14 protein-coding genes are annotated in these 17,285 nt (G+C 72.2%); 6 read left to right on the top strand and 8 right to left on the bottom strand.

From position 1 onward, the window contains the following. Nucleotides 1-28: 28 nt before the first annotated feature. Together OHS58_RS46505 and OHS58_RS46500 are read right to left on the bottom strand one after the other, a co-directional pair. On the bottom strand, nucleotides 29-1,045 hold the full coding sequence (locus OHS58_RS46505; protein WP_328646520.1) for an NAD(P)H-dependent glycerol-3-phosphate dehydrogenase: 1,017 nt from the start codon (nucleotides 1,043-1,045) through the stop codon (nucleotides 29-31). Beyond that, nucleotides 1,045-1,749, bottom strand: coding sequence for a lysophospholipid acyltransferase family protein (locus OHS58_RS46500; RefSeq protein WP_326955376.1), 705 nt, complete (start codon nucleotides 1,747-1,749; stop codon nucleotides 1,045-1,047). Before OHS58_RS46500 ends, OHS58_RS46505 begins: the two co-directional genes overlap by 1 nt. Before the next feature lie 693 nt (nucleotides 1,750-2,442). Here OHS58_RS46500 and cofC point away from each other — a divergent pair. From cofC to OHS58_RS46485, 3 genes are read left to right on the top strand one after another with little or no spacing between them, the layout of a single operon-like run. Beyond that, a complete protein-coding gene (cofC, locus tag OHS58_RS46495) occupies nucleotides 2,443-3,075 on the top strand; it encodes a 2-phospho-L-lactate guanylyltransferase (RefSeq protein ID WP_328646519.1) in 633 nt (210 codons plus the stop codon). A 55-nt stretch (nucleotides 3,076-3,130) separates the two neighbouring features. After that, the gene (locus OHS58_RS46490; RefSeq protein ID WP_326946980.1) at nucleotides 3,131-5,503 is read left to right on the top strand and encodes an RNA degradosome polyphosphate kinase; all 2,373 of its coding nucleotides are present in this window, start codon (nucleotides 3,131-3,133) and stop codon (nucleotides 5,501-5,503) included. Next, a complete protein-coding gene (locus tag OHS58_RS46485) occupies nucleotides 5,500-6,453 on the top strand; it encodes an NUDIX hydrolase (protein ID WP_328646518.1) in 954 nt (317 codons plus the stop codon). Before OHS58_RS46490 ends, OHS58_RS46485 begins: the two co-directional genes overlap by 4 nt. An 81-nt stretch (nucleotides 6,454-6,534) precedes the next feature. Here OHS58_RS46485 and OHS58_RS46480 read toward each other — a convergent pair whose 3' ends face one another. From OHS58_RS46480 to leuC, 4 genes are all read right to left on the bottom strand, one after another. Continuing rightward, nucleotides 6,535-9,273 (bottom strand): AfsR/SARP family transcriptional regulator, encoded by a 2,739-nt coding sequence (locus OHS58_RS46480; RefSeq protein WP_326955380.1) that lies wholly within the window; start codon nucleotides 9,271-9,273, stop codon nucleotides 6,535-6,537. Between the two features lie 384 nt (nucleotides 9,274-9,657). Next, nucleotides 9,658-10,401 carry an HU family DNA-binding protein gene (locus tag OHS58_RS46475; RefSeq protein ID WP_328646517.1) on the bottom strand — a complete coding sequence of 248 codons (744 nt, stop codon included), beginning with the start codon at nucleotides 10,399-10,401 and terminating at the stop codon, nucleotides 9,658-9,660. Nucleotides 10,402-10,651: 250 nt separating this feature from the next. Next, nucleotides 10,652-11,254 carry a 3-isopropylmalate dehydratase small subunit gene (leuD, locus tag OHS58_RS46470; protein WP_247062055.1) on the bottom strand — a complete coding sequence of 201 codons (603 nt, stop codon included), beginning with the start codon at nucleotides 11,252-11,254 and terminating at the stop codon, nucleotides 10,652-10,654. A 32-nt stretch (nucleotides 11,255-11,286) separates the two neighbouring features. After that, nucleotides 11,287-12,720: a 3-isopropylmalate dehydratase large subunit gene (gene leuC / locus OHS58_RS46465; protein ID WP_326946975.1), complete on the bottom strand. Its 1,434-nt coding sequence runs from the start codon at nucleotides 12,718-12,720 to the stop codon at nucleotides 11,287-11,289. 146 nt (nucleotides 12,721-12,866) lie between these two features. Here leuC and OHS58_RS46460 point away from each other — a divergent pair, with 146 nt between their 5' ends. After that, complete coding sequence (locus OHS58_RS46460; protein ID WP_163046815.1) at nucleotides 12,867-13,568, top strand: IclR family transcriptional regulator; 702 nt, start codon at nucleotides 12,867-12,869, stop codon at nucleotides 13,566-13,568. Between the two features lie 91 nt (nucleotides 13,569-13,659). On the opposite strand, the gene OHS58_RS46455 is transcribed toward OHS58_RS46460, so the two are convergent. Continuing rightward, a complete protein-coding gene (locus OHS58_RS46455; protein WP_328646516.1) occupies nucleotides 13,660-13,974 on the bottom strand; it encodes a nuclear transport factor 2 family protein in 315 nt (104 codons plus the stop codon). A gap of 120 nt (nucleotides 13,975-14,094) precedes the next feature. On the opposite strand from OHS58_RS46455, the gene OHS58_RS46450 reads away from it, so the two are divergent. Next, nucleotides 14,095-14,364, top strand: a complete 270-nt coding sequence (locus tag OHS58_RS46450; protein ID WP_326955383.1) for a hypothetical protein — start codon at nucleotides 14,095-14,097, stop codon at nucleotides 14,362-14,364. 61 nt (nucleotides 14,365-14,425) lie between these two features. After that, nucleotides 14,426-15,001, top strand: coding sequence for a hypothetical protein (locus OHS58_RS46445; RefSeq protein ID WP_326946972.1), 576 nt, complete (start codon nucleotides 14,426-14,428; stop codon nucleotides 14,999-15,001). 84 nt (nucleotides 15,002-15,085) lie between these two features. On the opposite strand, the gene OHS58_RS46440 is transcribed toward OHS58_RS46445, so the two are convergent. Further along, nucleotides 15,086-17,137: a glycoside hydrolase family 3 C-terminal domain-containing protein gene (locus tag OHS58_RS46440; protein ID WP_328646515.1), complete on the bottom strand. Its 2,052-nt coding sequence runs from the start codon at nucleotides 17,135-17,137 to the stop codon at nucleotides 15,086-15,088. Nucleotides 17,138-17,285 lie beyond the last annotated feature (148 nt).

Raw genomic sequence — 17,285 nt, 5'->3', positions numbered from 1 at the left:
GGTAAGGAGGCCTTCACGGCTTTTCGCTTTACGACCACTCGTGTTTTTGGGAGCGGCCCAGCAGCTCCGCGCCGGCCTGGCGCGGGTCGACGCCTTCGTGGCAGACGCGGTGCATCGCGTCCGTGATCGGCATGTCGACACCGAGGCTCCGCGCGAGTGCCCGGATCGACGAGCACGACATGACGCCTTCGGCGACCTGCCCGCCGGCGGCGGCCTGGGCCTGCTCCAGCGTGTCGCCGCGGCCGAGGCGCTCGCCGAACGTCCGGTTGCGCGACAGCGGCGACGAGCACGTCGCGACCAGGTCGCCGACCCCGGCGAGCCCGGCGAACGTCAGCGGGTCGGCGCCGAGCTTCGCGCCGAGCCGGGCCATCTCGGCCAGGCCGCGGGTGATGAGCGTCGCCATCGTGTTGGTGCCGAGGCCGAGGCCCGCGGCCATCCCGGTGCTGAGCGCGATGACGTTCTTGCACGCCCCGCCCAGCTCGCAGCCGACGACGTCGGTGTTGGTGTAGGGCCGGAAGTAGGAGTTGGCGCTGGCGCGCTGGATCGCGACCGCGCGCTCGTGGTCGGCGCAGGCGAGCACCGACGCGGACGGCTGCCCCGCGGCGATCTCCTTGGCCAGGTTCGGCCCGGTGACGACGACGACCTCGCCGGCTGGGATTTCGACGATCTCGGCGATCACCTCGCTCATCCGCTTGAGCGTGCCGAGTTCGACGCCCTTGGCCAGGCTGACGAGGATCGTGTCGGCCGGCAGCAGGGGCCGCCACTCCGAGAGGTTGGCCCGCAGGCTCTGGCTGGGCACGGCCAGCACCACGGCCTCGGCGCCGTCGAGGGCCTCGGCCGGGTCGGCGGTCGCGGTGATGTTCACCGGCAGCGCGACGTCCGGCAGGTACGCGGAGTTGGCGTGGCGCTCGCGGATGTCCGCGGCGACCTGCTCGCGGCGCGCCCACACGGTGACGTCGCGCCCGGCGTCGCCGAGGACCTTCGCGAACGCGGTGCCCCACGAACCGGCGCCGAGCACGGTGACCCGCTGGACGTCGGCGCGCATCAGGCGGTGTCCCCCGGCTTCGCCGGCGGCGGTTCTTCGTGCCGGATCTCGCCGAGCAGCCGGGTCACGTCGTCCATCATCACCTTCGTGACCTCGCGCAGTTTCGCCGCGCTGCGCGTGTTGCCGCCGCGGTAGGCGGACAGGTCGAGCGGGTCGCCGACCGAGTGGGTGACGGTCTTGCGCGGGAACGGCGTGAACTTCTTGGTGTAGCCGTTGAAGATCTGGCTGGTGCCCCAGCGCGCGATCGGGATCACGGGGACGTCGTTCTGCAGCGCGAGCCGGGCGGCGCCGGTGAAGGACTCCTTCGGCCAGCCGGCCGGGTCCTTGGTGATGGTGCCCTCGGGGTAGATCACGACGAGCTTCCCCGCGGCGAGCGCGTCGTGGGCGGCCTTGAGACTGTCACCGGCGGCGGCCGAGCCCCGCGAGACGGGGATTTGCCCCGCGCCGACGAAGATCTTCCCGAAGATCGGCGTCCGGGTCAGCGACTCCTTGCCGAGGAAGCGGGGAACGCGCTTCTGACGGTGCACGAACACGGCGTCGACGACGGGGTCGAGGTGCGAGATGTGGTTCATCACCAGCAGCGCGGGCCCCTGCCGGGGAATCTTCTCGGTCCCGGCGTACACCCGCCGCCCGATCCCGGTCACCGGGTAGAACAGTACGGCGGCGAGCCCCACCCAGAAGCCGCCCTTTTCACGCCGGGCCACAGTCTTCCTCCTCCACAGCTCAAGTCCACCCTTGATCCTGCCGCGCCGGCCTCAGAGCGGTCCAGGGAGGGTGGCCGACGGCCCCCGAACCCAGGTGAAACACCCCGACCAGCACAAGTCGGCAGGACCCGGCTGAGCGGACCGGGCTGAGCGGGCTGGGCGGGCTGGGCGGGCCGGGGCTGGGCCGGGTGGGCCTGGCCGGGCTCGGCCGGCCAGGTGGGTGGGCCGGGCCGGGCCGGGTGGGCTCGGCCCGGCTGGGCAGGGTCGCCCGGGGTGGGCGGTGGGGTGCCTCCCGGAGCGGCCCCCGGCCCCCGGAGCAGGCGGCGGTCTCGGCGCTGGTCCACACCTGGCAAGGCTGCGCGGGCTCGGGGTCGTGAGTGTTTAGGAGGGTTAGAACCCTCCTAAACACTCACGACCAGCCGCGGCAGACCGGGACAGCAGACCTAAAGCGCGCCCCCGCGGCGGCCGAACGAACCGCAGATCCCCAGCAACAGGCCCAAATTCGCCGCCATTCCCGCCCCCGGACAGAGCCCACCCTCCCTGGGGGCCACCCCGTCTCAAGCGTATCGACCGGCCCGGACGAAACCCGCCTCGCACGCACCCCCGGCCTGGAGTTGTCCACATCACGGCGAGCCTGTGGACAACCGCCCCGCTCGCGCCCCGGCCGTCGGGGTTTCGGGTAAAGATGGACGGGTGGACGTGGACCTGGTCGTGCCGATGAAACACCCTCGCGATGGCAAGTCGCGGCTGCGTGGTGCCGTGGACACCGAGCGCCATCCCGGGCTGGTGCTGGCGCTCGCCGCCGACACGCTCGCCGCCGTGGTCGCCACCGCGAACGTGCGGCGGGTGTTGCTCGTCGCCGCCGATCCCGATGCCGTCGCCGAGCTGCGGGACCTCGGGATCGAGATCGTCGGGGAAGGAGGCGGAAGAGGCCTCAACCAAGCCTTCCGGCACGGGGCCGACCTGCTCCGGCGGGACGACCCGGGCGGCGTGGTCGGCGCGCTGCAAGCCGACCTCCCCGCACTGCGGGCCGGCGATCTCTCGGCCGCACTCGTCGAGGCCGCGGGGCGGCGGGCCTTCGTCGCCGATCGGCAGGGCACCGGCACCACGCTCCTGCTGGCCGCCCCCGGCGCGCCGCTCGACCCGCGGTTCGGGCCCGGCTCCGCGCGGGCGCACGAGGCTTCCGGAGCCGTCCCGCTCCGGGGCGGGCTGCCGTCGCTGCGCAGTGACGTCGACACGCCCGAAGACCTCGCCCACGTACGGACCCTCGGTGTCGGAAAACACACCACCGCCCGGCTAGGGGAACCATGCGCCGCACCCGGCTGAGCTGTTCATCTGACCTTCACCACGCTCGGAGCAAATCCGCGTGGCTTAGTGAAGAATGGGTCCCGTGAGCACAGACGACGGCAGCACGCCCGCACCGCGGAGGCGACGGAACACGACGACCGGGTCTTCGGAAACGCCGAAGGAAGCACCGAAGAAGACCCCCGCGGCCAAGAAGGTCCCGTCGAAGTCCACCGCCCGCGACACCGCGGCCCGTGCCACCGCCGGCAAGGCCAGGGTGCGCAAGAGCACGCCCGCGGCGTCGACCCCGCGCCGCCGCAGCGCCGCGCACGGCAACGCGCGCGGGGCCGAGGAGTTCCGGGCCGTCCCGTCGGCGCCGCCCGCCGTCACCACCACCTCGCCGACCGCGGCCGAGACGCTGCCGGACGACCGGTACTTCAACCGCGAGCTGTCGTGGCAGGACTTCAACGCCCGCGTGCTCGCGCTGGCCGAGGACGAGTCGCAGCCGCTGCTCGAACGGACGAAGTTCCTCGCCATCTTCGCGTCCAACCTGGACGAGTTCTACATGGTCCGCGTCGCCGGCCTGAAGCGCCGCGACGAGACCGGCCTGCTGGTGCGCAGCGCGGACGGGCTCACCCCGCGCGAGCAGCTGGACTACATCTCCAAGCGCAACCAGGACCTGGTCGAACGGCAGACCGGCGCGTTCGAGAAGCACCTGCGCCCGCGGCTGGCCGAGCACGACATCCGGATCGTCGGCTGGACCGACCTCACCGGCGCCGACCAGCTGCGCCTGTCCAGCTACTTCTCCGAGCAGATCTTCCCGGTGCTGACGCCGCTGGCCGTCGACCCGGCGCACCCGTTCCCCTACATCTCCGGCCTGTCGCTCAACCTCGCCGTCACGGTCCGGGACCCGGAGGGCGGCACCGAGCGGTTCGCGCGCGTGAAGGTGCCGAGCAACGTGCCGCGGCTGATGCGCGTCGAAAACGAGCGCACCAGCCGCACCGCGACCTTCCTGCCGCTGGAAGAGCTGATCGCGGCGCACCTCGGCGAGCTGTTCACCGGCATGGACGTCACCGAGCACCACGTCTTCCGCGTCACCCGCAACGCCGACTTCGAGGTCGACGAGGACCGCGACGAAGACCTGCTCCAGGCCCTCGAACGCGAGCTGGCGCAACGCCGGTTCGGCCCGCCGGTGCGCCTTGAGGTCGCGCTGGACATGAGCGAGCACATGCTCGAGTTGCTGCTGCGCGAGCTGGACGTCGACCCGGCGGACGTCGTCGAGGTCCCCGGCCTGCTCGACCTGACCTGCCTGCACCAGCTGTCCGGGGTGGACCGCAAGGAGCTCAAGGACCGGCCGTTCGTGCCGGCGACGCACCCGGCGTTCGGCGAGCGCGAGACGCCGAAGAGCGTCTTCGCGACGCTGCGAGAGGGTGACGTCCTGGTCCACCACCCGTACGACTCGTTCTCCACGAGCGTGCAGCGGTTCATCGAGCAGGCCGCGGCCGACTCGAAGGTCCTCGCGATCAAGCAGACGCTGTACCGGACCTCGGGCGACTCCCCGATCGTCGACGCCCTGATCGACGCCGCGGAGGCGGGCAAGCAGGTCGTCGCGCTGGTCGAGATCAAGGCCCGGTTCGACGAGCAGGCCAACATCACCTGGGCGCGGACGCTGGAGCGCGCGGGCGTGCACGTCGTGTACGGCCTGGTCGGGCTGAAGACGCACTGCAAGGTGTCGATGATCGTGCGCCAGGAGGGCTCGACCATCCGCCGCTACTGCCACATCGGCACCGGCAACTACAACCCGAAGACCGCGCGGCTCTACGAGGACATCGGCCTGTTCACCGCCGACCCCAGCATCGGCGCCGACGTCACCGACCTGTTCAACGTGCTCACCGGCTACTCCCGGCAGGACACCTACCGGACGATCCTGACGTCGCCGCACGGCATCCGCCGCGGCATCGTGCGCGCGATCGGCGAGGAGATCGAGCTGGCCAGGGCCGGGCAGCAGGCCGGCATCCGGATCAAGTGCAACTCGCTGGTCGACGAGCAGGTCATCGACGCGCTCTACCACGCGTCGCAGGCCGGGGTGCCGGTCGAGATCGTGGTGCGCGGGATCTGCACGCTGAAGCCCGGCGTCGAAGGCCTGTCCGAGAACATCCACGTCCGGTCGATCCTCGGCCGGTTCCTGGAGCACTCGCGGATCTTCAACTTCCGCGCCGGCGGCACGCACTGGATCGGCAGCGCGGACATGATGCACCGCAACCTGGACCGGCGGATCGAGGCGCTGGTGCGGGTCAAGGATCCTAAGCTGACGCGCCAGCTCGACGACATCTTCGACTCGGCGTTGGACCCGGCGACACGCTGCTGGGTGCTCACCGCGAGCGGCGAGTGGTCGCCGTTCCCGGCCGACGGTTCGCGGGTGCGCGACCACCAGCTCGAGCTCGCCAAGCTGCACGGGGCCGCCGGATGACCGAAGAGGTACGGGCGGCCGGCGCGGTGCTGTGGCGCCTCGCCGGGAGGGTGACCGAGGTCGCCTTGGTCCACCGCCCGCGGTACGACGACTGGTCGCTGCCGAAGGGAAAACTCGATCCGGGCGAGACGACGGCCGAGGCCGCCGTGCGGGAGGTCCGGGAGGAAACCGGGTTCCGCGCGGTCCTGGGCCGGTACCTGGCCCGGACGTCCTACCCGGTGCCCGCGAAGCACGGGTCCGGCACGGTGCCGAAGACCGTCGACTACTTCAGCGCGGAAGCCGTCTCCGGCGCGTTCGAGGACAACGACGAGGTCGACGAGCTGCGCTGGCTGGCACCGACCGCCGCGGAGAAACTGCTGACGCGGCACGAGGACGTGCGCGTGCTGCGCGCGTTCTGCGAGCTGCCGGTCGGGCTGACGACGCTGCTGCTGGTGCGGCACGCGAAAGCCGGCAAGCGCGACGGCTGGAACGGCGACGACGACCTCCGCCCGTTGTCCGAAGCGGGACTGCGGCAGGCGGCGGGACTGCGCCGGGTGCTGGCGTTGTCCGGCCCGGACCGGGTGCTCTCGGCGCCGCGGCTGCGCTGCGTCCAGACGGTGCACGGGATCGCCGAGGACATCGGCGCCGAGGTGCGGCACGAACCGCTGCTGTCCGAAGAGGGTTACTGGCCGGACCCGGTCCTGGGTGTCGCGCGGCTGCTGGCGATCGCCGGTGACGGCGGCACGCCCGTGGTGGCCAGCCAGGGCGGCGTGATCCCGGACCTGGTGAGCGCGCTGGCCGACCGCGACGGCGTCGAGCTGAGCGCGGCGCGCGGCGGTGTGGTGCCGAGCAAGAAGGGCTCGTTCTGGGTCCTGTCGTTCCGCCCGCCGACGGCCGAAACCGGCCCGGTGCTGGTGGCGGCGGACTACCACCCGAGCGCGCTGCCCGCCCCGGCTCCCAGCCGGCACTGAGCCGATCGACGCCGTCGAAGACAGCGCCGTGACAGTGGATGTTGGTGTACTGGTTCCGGTCCCCCGCTGGGCCGCGCCGGGCTAGGGGTACGGCGCGTCCTTCGCCGGGGGCTCTTCTGGTGGCACCGTGGCCAGCAGTGCCTGGATCTCCGGAACGCGGGGATCTCCGAGGCGCTGGCTGGCGGCCAGCGCCTCGGCCCAGTGGCCGCCGGCCTCGCGCGGCCGGCCCGTGTAGAGCTTGAGCCGGCCCAAGGTGATCTGGACGTCGATGGTGCCGTAGTCGGCGTTGAGCTCCTTCAGCTCGGCGAGCGCGTCGAGCCCCGCTTTCTCCGCTTCGTCGTGTCTGCCGGCGCCTTCGAGCGCTTCGGCGACGTTCCCGAGGGCCAGCGCCGCGTGGTAGCGGTCGCCGAGATCCGCGAAGGCTTCGTGTGCGGCCTGGGCGGCTTCGGCCGCGTGGTCGTAGTCGTGCAGGCCGATGCGGCTCGCGCTGACGTTGAGCAGCGCGTGCGGGACGAAGGCGCGCTGACCGCGGTCGCGCGCGAGGTCGACGGCCTTGAGGGCGTAGCGCTCGGCTTCCGCGTACTCCGCGCGGACGTAGTAGGCCCCGGACAGGTTGGACAGGATCGCGACGGTCAACGCCGTCCCGTTGCCGGTCTCGGACGCCGTCCGCGCTTCTTCCAGCGCTTCGAGGGCCTTGTCGGGCTGGAGGGTGCGCAGGTAGGCCGAGCCGAGGTTGTTGGCGCTGTACTGGAGTCCGGTGTTGTCGCCGGCGTCGCGCGTGGCCGCGACGGCGATGCCGGCCGTCGCGATCCAGTCCTCGCGGTCGTGGCGTTCGGCGAAGAACCCGCGCAGCAGCCAGGCGAGCTTCCACGCGTGGGCGACCCAGCCGTGCTGCGCGGCGACGCCGACGAGCGCGGTCAGCGCCGGGCGTTCGGCGGTGTACCAGGCGATCGTGTCCTCGTGCTGCGCGAACCGGACGGCCGGCAGCGGCACGGGTTCGAGCGTGATGTCGTCGGTGAGCAGGTCGGGCCGGACGAGCTTGTTCGCCTCCGCGACGCCGGCGAGGTACCAGTCGACCAGGCGCCGCAGCGCCGCCTCCCGTTCCGGCGCGGTCGTTTCCGTCTCGACGAGCTCGCCGGCGTAGACGCGCAGCAGGTCGTGGAACTGGTAGCGGTCGGTGCTGGGCTGGTTGAGCAGGTGCGCGGCGGCGAGCTGGTCGGCGAGCTCACGCGCTTCGCGCAGGCCGGCGCCGGCGAGCGCGGCGGCCGAGGAGAGGCTGAAGGCCAGGCCCGGGTGCAGGCCCAGCAGCCGGAAGAACCGGGCGGCGGCCGGGCGCAACGCCTTGTAGGACCAGGAGAACGCCGCGCGCAGGTCGGTGCCGGCGTCCTGCGGGTCGCGCAGGGTGTCCAGCCGCAGCTTCTGGTCGCGCAGCTCCTCGACGATCCCGGCCAGCGAAACGCCGGAGAAGCGCGACGCGCGTTCGCCCGCCAGTGCCAGCGCCAGCGGGAGCCGGCCGCAGAGCTGCACGAGCTCCGCGACGGCGTCGGGTTCGGCCGCGATGCGCTGCGGCCCGACGCTCCCGGCGAGCAGCGCCTCGGCGTCGCGGTCGTCGAAGGAGCGCAGGGCGATGCGGCGCGCGCCGTCGCGGGCGACCAGGCCGCGCAGCTGGTTGCGGCTGGTCACGACGACGAGGTTGCCGGTGCCGGGCAGCAGCGGGCGGACCTGGTCGGCGTCGCGGGCGTTGTCGAGCAGCATCAGCGTGCGGCTGCCCGCCAGCCGGCTGCGCAGCAGGCCGGAGCGTTCCTCCACTGTGGAAGGCCACGTCTCGGGCGGGACGCCGAGCGCGCGCAGGAAGCCGGCCAGCGCCGTCTCCGGCGTGACGGGGGTGCCCGCGGAGTGCCCGCGCAAGTCGAGGAACAGCTGGCCACCGGGGAACCGGTCCCGGACGCGGTGGGACCAGTGCACGGCCAGCGACGTCTTGCCGACGCCGGCGGTGCCTTCGATGACGACGATGCCGGACGCGCCGCCGGGCGGGAGGCGGTCCAGCTCGGCGAGTTCGGGGCCGCGGCCGGTGAAGCCGGCGACGTCGAAGGGCAGCTGACGCGGGACTTCGGTGCGGGCGGCGGGTTCGGCGTCGGCGGCGAGCAGCTCGGCGTGCAGGCGGCGCAGGTCTTCGCCCGGTTCGACGCCGAGCTCGTCGGCCAGCAGCGCGCGGAGCCCGGCGTAGCGCGACAGCGCCTCGGCGCGGCGCCCGGACCGGGCGAGCACGCGCACCAGCCGTTCCCACAAGGATTCCCGCAGCGGGTGCTGCGAGACGAGGTCGGTGAGCTCGGCGATCAGCCGGGCGTCGGGGACGAGCCCGCCGTCGAGGTCGATCCGCTGCTCGACGGCGAACAGGTACCGCTCGGTCAGCAGCGGCCCCCATTCGGCCGTCAGCGCGGGCGATCCGACGCCTTCGAGCGGGGAGCCGCCCCAGGTGCCGAGGGCGGTGGTGAGCAGGGTGCGGCGGTGCGCGGGCTCGGTGGTGGCCGCGGCCTGGTCCAGGGTGCGCAGGAAGCGCAGGGCGTCCACCCGGGACGGGTCCACGACCAGCCGGTACCCCTCCGGCTCGGTGACGACGGTGTCCTCGCCGCACAGGCGGCGCAGGCGCATCACGTACGTCTGCAGGCTCCCCCGGATGTGCGCGGGCGGCGCTTCGCCCCAGACGCCGCGCGCGAGGGTGTCGATCGAGACCAGGCGGCCCGCGGCCAGCGCGAGCGTCGCGAGCAGCGCGCGCTGGCGGGAACTGGTGAGCAGGACCGCTGAACCGTCGACGAGCACCTGGAAGGAACCGAGAAGCCGGATGTCGATGGTGGTCGCCCCCAGGTTCGCCTAGCTCGGCCGGCCCGCCCGACGCGGGTTCCGAGAAACGCAGCGTGGCATCACTCGGCCGGGCGCTCAAGCGACTTGGCGGAATTGATCGGAACCGGTCCCGGCGACGCGAGAGTAGCCCGAGTGGCGGTGTGCGTGTTCCTTTCGGGAAAGGCGTCCTCGCCGTGAGTAACTCTTACGACACACGCGAATACGGCTCATGTTTCCGCAGAGTCGGCTCACGTACCGGAAGGGTCGGGGCGGGATTGCTTCTGGCGCACCGGGGGTGCGAACCAGGCAGGGCCCCGCGCTCGGTTGCGCGGGGCCCTGCCTGGGAAACTCGGTTGCCGCGGGTCAGCTCTTCTTGGCCGCGGTCGACGTCCGCCTGGCCGGTGCCTTCGCCGCGGTCGTCTTCGCCGCGGTGGTCGTCTTGGCCGCTGTGGTCGTCTTGGCCGCTGTGGTCGTCTTGGCCGCTGTGGTGCGGGTGGCGGCGGGCTTGCGGGCGGTGGTGGTCTTCGCCGCCGTCGCCTTCGGGGCCGCCTTCGCCCTCGTGGTGGTCGTCTTCGCCGGTGCGGCCTTGGTGGCCGTCGCCTTGGCCGCGGCGGGCTTCGCCGCTGTGCGGGTCGTGGCCGGCTTCGCCGCGGTGGCGCGGGTCCGCGTGGCCGTAGCCCGTGCCGTGGCGGGCTTCGCCGTGGCCGCGCGGGGTGTGGTGGCCCGCGTGCTGGTGGCCTTGGCCGGCGCGGACGCCTTGGCCACGGACGCGCGCGTCGTCGTGGACGCCGCCGTGGCGCGCCGGACCGGAGCGGCCTTGGCCAGCTTCTTCGCGCCGGAGATGACGTCCTTGAAGGTCGTCCCCGCGCGGAAGGCGGGCACGTTGGTCTTCTTGACCTTCACGGCCTGACCGGTGCGCGGGTTGCGCGCGGTGCGAGCGGCGCGGGCGCGCTTCTCGAACACGCCGAAGCCGGTGATGTTCACCTTCTCGCCCTTGTTGACCGTCCGGATGATGATGTCGACCAGACCGTCAACGGCCTGCGAAGCCACCTTCTTGTCGCCCAGACGCTCCGACAGCGCCTCGATCAGCTGGGCTTTGTTGGCCATCCAGTCCTCCAAGAAGGAAGTACCCGTCCACGGCCACCTCGGCCGACTAGCGACACGGTATTACCAACGCAGCACAAATTCCAACGGCTCGCGGAAACCTTCCCTTGCCCCGGGACGGGTTCCGCCTCGCGGACGAGCCCCTTGACGGGGCGCCGGAGGGCCGTTGGAAGCAGTGTGGCAGCGAGCCGCGGAGGGCGGGATTCCCGTTGCGGGGCAAGGGATCCCGCCCCCGCGGCCGGCCGGAGCCGGGCTAGCCGGCGGCGATCGGCGTGGTCGTCGGCTTCCAGGACGGACGGGTCGTCTCGAAGCCGTCGATCTCACCGGCATGGCGCAACGTGAGAGCGATATCGTCGAGTCCTTCGAGCAGCCGCCAGCGGACGTATTCGTCGATCTGGAACGGCGCGGTGAAGTCCTTGGCCCGCACGGTCTTGGTCTCGAGGTCCACCGTGACCTCGGTGCCGGGCTCGTTCTCGAGCAGCTTCCAGAGCAGTTCGACGTCGTGCTGCTCGCACTGGGCGGCCACCAGGCCGCCCTTGCCGGAGTTGCCGCGGAAGATGTCGGCGAACCGGGCGGAGATGACGGCCCGGAAGCCGTAGTCCATCAGCGCCCAGACGGCGTGCTCGCGGGAGGAGCCGGTGCCGAAGTCCGGTCCGGCGACGAGCACGCTGCCGGCGTTGAACGGCTCCTGGTTGAGGATGAACTGCTCGTCGCCGCGCCAGGCGGCGAACAGGCCGTCCTCGAAGCCGGTCCGGGTGACCCGCTTGAGGTAGACCGCCGGGATGATCTGGTCGGTGTCCACGTTGGACCGGCGCAGCGGGACGCCGACGCCGGTGTGCTGGGTGAACGGTTCCATGGTGGGAGCTCCTCTCGGGAGATCGGCAGTGGTCAGCGGGTGGCGGTGACGAGGTCTTCCGGCGACGAGAGCGTGCCGCGCACGGCCGTCGCGGCGGCGACCAGCGGCGAGACCAGGTGCGTCCGGCCGCCCTTGCCCTGCCGGCCCTCGAAGTTGCGGTTCGACGTCGACGCGCTGCGCTCGCCCGGCTTCAGCTGGTCCGGGTTCATGCCGAGGCACATCGAGCAGCCGGCCTGCCGCCACTCGGCGCCCGCCTCGGTGAAGACCGTGTCGAGGCCCTCCTCCTCGGCGGCCTTGCGCACCCGCATCGAGCCGGGGACGACCAGCATCCGGACCGAGTCCGCCACCTTGCGCCCGCGCAGCACCTCGGCCGCGGCCCGCAGGTCCTCGATCCGGCCGTTGGTGCAGGAGCCGAGGAAGACGGTGTCGACCGAGATCTCGCGCAGCGGCGTCCCGGGCTTCAAGTCCATGTAGGACAGCGCTTTTTCAGCGGCGATGCGGTCGTTCTCGTCCGGGATCTGCTCCGGGTCGGGCACCTCGGCGCCCAGCGGGAGGCCCTGGCCGGGGTTGGTGCCCCACGTCACGAACGGCGTCAGCGCGCTCGCGTCGAGGTGCACCTCCTCGTCGAACTCCGCGCCGTCGTCGGTGCGCAGCTGCCGCCAGTTTTCGACCGCGGCGTCCCAATCGGCGCCCTTCGGCGAGTGCGGGCGGCCCTTGAGGTACTCGAACGTCGTCTCGTCCGGGCCGATCATCCCGGCGCGGGCGCCGGCCTCGATCGACATGTTGCACACGGTCATCCGGGCTTCCATCGACAGGGCTTCGATGGCCTTGCCGCGGTATTCGAGGATGTAGCCCTGGCCGCCGCCGGTGCCGATCTTCGCGATCACCGCGAGGATGACGTCCTTGGCCGTGACGCCGGGGCGCAGCTCGCCGTCGACCGTGATGGCCATCGTCTTGAACGGCCGCAGCGGCAACGTCTGGGTGGCCATGACGTGCTCGACCTCGGACGTGCCGATGCCGAAGGCGATGGAGCCGAACGCGCCGTGCGTGGACGTGTGGCTGTCGCCGCAGACCACCGTCATGCCGGGCTGGGTCAGGCCGAGCTGCGGGCCGATGACGTGCACGATGCCCTGCTCGGCGTCACCCATCGGGTGCAGCCGGACACCGAACTCCTTGCAGTTGCGGCGAAGGGTGTCGACCTGCGTGCGCGAGACCGGATCGGCGATGGGGAGCTCGATGTCCACGGTGGGGACGTTGTGGTCCTCGGTCGCGATGGTGAGGTCGGGGCGGCGCAGCGGCCGCCCGGCCAGCCGGAGGCCGTCGAAGGCCTGCGGGCTGGTCACTTCGTGCAGCAGGTGGAGGTCGATGTAGAGCAGGTCCGGTTCGGCGCCTTCGCCTCGGCGCACGAGGTGGCTTTCCCACACCTTCTCCGCGAGTGTGCGGGCCTTGCCGGTCGGGCTGGTCATCTCCGGCTCCTTCCACGGTTCATTGTGGTGGTGGAACTCGGGCGCACACCTGCGGAACTGGTGCGAGCCGCGAAGGGAGGGCGCAGCTCGAGTTCGGGTTTCCCAGATGCTGGACTTCCCAAAGTGCGGGACGCTAGTATCGGGTCGTGGGACAGCATAGCGGTATCGGAGTACTGGACAAAGCAGTGGCCGTTCTGCAGGCGGTCGCCGACGACCCCTGCGGCCTGGCGGAACTGTGCACGCGGACCGGGTTGCCGCGGGCGACCGCGCACCGGCTCGCGGTCGGTCTCGAGGTGCACCGCCTGCTGCGTCGCGGACCGGACGGACGCTGGCGCCCGGGCACGGCACTGGCCGAACTCGCGGGCGGCTCGACCGACCCGCTGCTCGACGCCGCGGGCGTGGTCCTGCCCAAACTGCGGGACGTCACCGGCGAAAGCGTGCAGCTGTACCGGCGTGACGGCGTCCAGCGCGTGTGCGTCGCGACGGCCGAACCGCCGTCGGGTCTGCGCGACACGGTCCCGATCGGCTCCCGGCTGCCGATGACGGCGGGCTCGGGCGCGAAGGTGCTGGCGGCGTGGGCGGATCCGCACACGCAGCGCACGATCCTGGCGGACGCGGTCTTCGGCGAGCGCACGCTGCTGGAAGTCCGCCGCCGCGGCTGGGCCCAGAGCGTGGCCGAGCGCGAGCCCGGAGTGGCGAGCATCTCGGCGCCGGTCCGCGACTCGGCCGGCACGGTGGTCGCGGCGGTCTCGGTGTCCGGCCCGATCGAGCGCATCGGCCGCAAGCCGGGCGCCCGCTGGGCCGCGGACCTCCTCGCGGCGGCCGACGCGCTCCAGGAACGTCTCTGACGTCACTCCCGCCTCAGGAGTCACACAAACGCCGTGAGGGGCACCTTCAGGGACTCAGCGTCCCTGAAGGTGCCCCTCACGGCGTTCGGGGTTAGGCCTGGCCCGTTTCGAAGCGGGCGACCTTGCCGTCGCGGACCGTGAAGCTCCAGCGGGTGCGCATCGCGCCCCACGTCGCGTTCGAGTAGCTCGCGACGAACGAGCGGCCGTCGTCCTGCGCCTTCTCGACCGTCAGGTGGCCGTCGCTGGCGAAGATCTCCCGCTCGGTCCAGTCGCCCAGGTCGCGCTCGGTGCCGTCGTCGGACATCGTCGCGTCCGGGGTCAAGGCGGCCTGGAACGCCGTGCGGTCGCCCGCGTTCAGCGCGTCCACGAAGGCGCGCACCGCCGGGTCGCCGATCTGGTCCGTCATGGCTTCATCCCACCAGGCGGCGGCCCGGCGTGCACCTTTTCGGGGGAACCTGGCCGCGGTGGCGTATTCGGTGACCGCGGTCACGTCTCCTTCCCGACGGAACCATGGAGGGGGCACACCATGTCCACCACGCTGTCCACCACGCTGAACCGCCGGGCGCTCGCGATGCTGCGGGCCGTCGGGGCCGGGCGGGCCGAGCTGACCTGCAGCTGCGAACCCGACCTGCGCGTCGACGGCCTGCCGTGCTGCGACCAGGCGACCGCGCACGACCTGGCCCGCGCCGGGCTGATCCGGCCGGCGCTCGGCCCGGCCGTCGCCGTCGGGCAGTGGGCGCGCGCGGAGCTGACCGACGACGGCCTGCTCGCGCTCGGCGCGGCACTTGCCGCCTGAGAGGCAACCGTTCGCCCGCCTCGCGCGTGTACGCGGCAACGGAGCACCGCGAGGGGGAAACATGAGGATCGCCGTGGGCCTGCTGGGCGTGGGCCTGGCCCTGACCGCCTGTACCGGACCCGGGGCGGAACCGGCCGCCCCGACCGTGACGGTGACCTCGCCGTTCCCGGTGGCGCCGACCGCGGATCCGGCCGTCCTGAGCTGGGTGGACGGCTTCTGTTCCGCGATCAACGGCTACCGCGTGCGCAACAACGCCGAGACCGGGCCGCCCGGAGCCCCTCCGACGACGGTCGCCGAGGCGCAGAAGGCGCTCTCCGCCCAGCTGGGCGGGATCGCGAACCGGACCGGCGAGGTGGTGGACAAGCTGGCGGCGCTGCCGCCGGCCCCGGAGCCGCTGGCGGAGCAGGTCCGGACGGCGTTCGTCACGAAGTTCACGACGTCCCGGGACCGCGCGGCCTCGGCGAAGACCGAGCTCGACCGGGCGAAGCCGGGCGACCAGGCGTCCCAGGACCCGGCGGGCGACGCCCTCGACCTGGCCCAGAAGGACATCGACGGCGTCTACGACCCGGTGGCCCCGCTGGCGGAGTCACCGCAGCTGATGGCCGCCGCCGCGGCCGCACCCGGCTGCAAGGCCTAGCCCGCGCGGGTCGCCCCGAAGTCCGTGAATGCCACATTCACGGACGCTAGGTCCCTCGATGTGGCATTCACGGACTTGCGTGGGTCAGCGGTGCAGGGACGCCTGCAGCGGCAGGGAGCGGGACGAGTCGCCCACCTGGATCGTGAAGCCGCCGTGGACCGGGCGCCACGCCTTGTCCCAGATCGAGAAGTCGCGGGCGTCCAGCTTGATCGTCACGCACCGGGCCTGCCCCGGCGCCAGCTGCACCCGCTCGAAGCCCTTGAGCTGGCGGGGCGGTTCGCCCGCGGCGGCCGGGAAGCCCAGGTACAGCTGCGCGACCTCGGCACCCCCGCGGTGGCCGGTGTTGCGGACCGTGAACGTCGCCGTCGCGCCGTCGCCCGTGTTCCGCACCGACAGGCCCGAGAAGGCGAACGTCGTGTACGACAGGCCGTAGCCGAACGGGAACAGCGGCGCCTTGCCCTGCGCGTCGAACCAGCGGTAGCCGACCTGCAACCCCTCCGAGTACGACGCCACGCCGTCGACGCCCGGGAACTGCTCGGGTGTGTTCGCCGGGGTGTCGGCGTCCGCCGCCGGGAACGTGATCGGGAGCTTCGCCGACGGGTTGCTGTCACCGAAGAGCACGCCCGCCACCGCCGCGCCGTCCTGCTGGCCCGGGTACCAGGCCTGCAGGATCGCGGGCACCGACGACGCCCACGGCATCAGCACCGGGCCACCGCTCTTCACCACGACCACCGTGTGCGGGTTGGCCGCGGCGACCGCCGCGACGAGCGCGTCCTGGTTGCCTTCGAGGGCCAGGCTCGGGCGGTCCTTGCCCTCCAGTTCGTTGTCGCCGACCATCACGACCGCGACGTCGGACGCCCCGGCCAGCGCCGCCGCCCGCGCCGGGTCGCCGCCGTCGTCCAGCGTCACCGCGGCGCCCGGAACCCGCTGCCGGAGGCCCGTCACCGGGTCCACTGTGGACGTCGGGATGACGGCGGAGCTGCCGCCACCGCCGGTCTTCGCCTGGGTCGCGAACGGCCCGATCAACGCGATCGACCGCACCGAAGCGGAGTCGAGCGGCAACTGCGCGTGCTCGTTGCGCAGCAGCACCATGCCGCGCTCGGCGAACTGCTTCGCGGCCGCGTCGTGCTCGGCGGTCGGCAGCGGCGTGAGCACCGGCGGGTGGTCGAACTGGCCGAAGGCGAACATCGTCCGGAACCGCGGCAGCAGCAGTTCGTCGACGCGCTGCTCGGTGACCTGCCCGGCGAGCACGGCCTGCTTCAGCTTGTCGCCGTACCAGGTGCCGTCGATCATCTCGAGGTTCATGCCCGCGTTCGCCGAGCCGACGGTGCTGTGCGCGGCGCCCCAGTCGGACTGCACGAACCCCTTGAAGCCCCAGTCGTCACGCAGCTTTCCCTGCAGCAGCGCGGGGTTCTCGCACGTGAAGACGCCGTTGATCTTCGGGTAGGCGCACATCACCGACCCGGCCCGGCCTTCGGTCACCGCCTGTTCGAAATGGGGCAGGTAGATCTCGTTGAGCGTGCGTTCGTCGATGTGCTCGTCGATGCTCTGCCGCTGCGTCTCCTGGTTGTTCGCCGCGTAGTGCTTGACCTCGGCGATGGTGCCGTTCTCCTGGATGCCGCGGATGTCGGCGGCGGCCAGCGCCCCGGCGAGCACCGGGTCCTCCCCCATCCCCTCGAACGTCCGGCCGTTGCGCGGGACGCGCGCGATGTTGATGTCGGGCGCCTCGGACACGTTGTGCGCGAGCGCGCGGGTCTCACTGCCGATCAGCCGGCCGTAGCGGCGCGCGGCGTCGGTGTCGAACGTCGAGGCCAGCGCCATCGTGGCGGGCAGCGCGGTCGCCGGTTTCTGCGGCTTGTCGTCGGCCGGGCCCATGCCGGCCGGGCCGTTGGCGATCCGGAACCCGGGCACGCCGAGGCGCGGGATCGGCGGCACGAACCGCTGGTGCTCGGCGTCGGGCTGCAGGTGCAGCTGGGAGATCTTCTCGTCCAGCGTCATCGCCGCGACCAGTTGCGCGGCCCGGCGGTCGGGCGGCTGACGCGCGTCGCGCCACGGTTGCGCCGCCGCCATCCCGGTCAGCGGGACCGTCAGCGAAATCCCGAGTAGCGCGGAAAGAACCAGGCGGCCGTAACGCATCGAGTCTCCCTCGCCACTGAACGGGACCAAGCCGGGGAGAAGGTAACGCATACGTGGCAACAAAACATAGACTCGATGGTCGTTCACGTACATGAACATCCCCGGGACTCAACCGTTTTCGCGGCTCACGCGTGGAGGAGGCGAGGAA

The organism is Amycolatopsis sp. NBC_00348, from assembly GCF_036114655.1.
Lineage (GTDB): Bacteria > Actinomycetota > Actinomycetes > Mycobacteriales > Pseudonocardiaceae > Amycolatopsis.
This window is presented reverse-complemented; position numbering and strand designations above follow the sequence as displayed.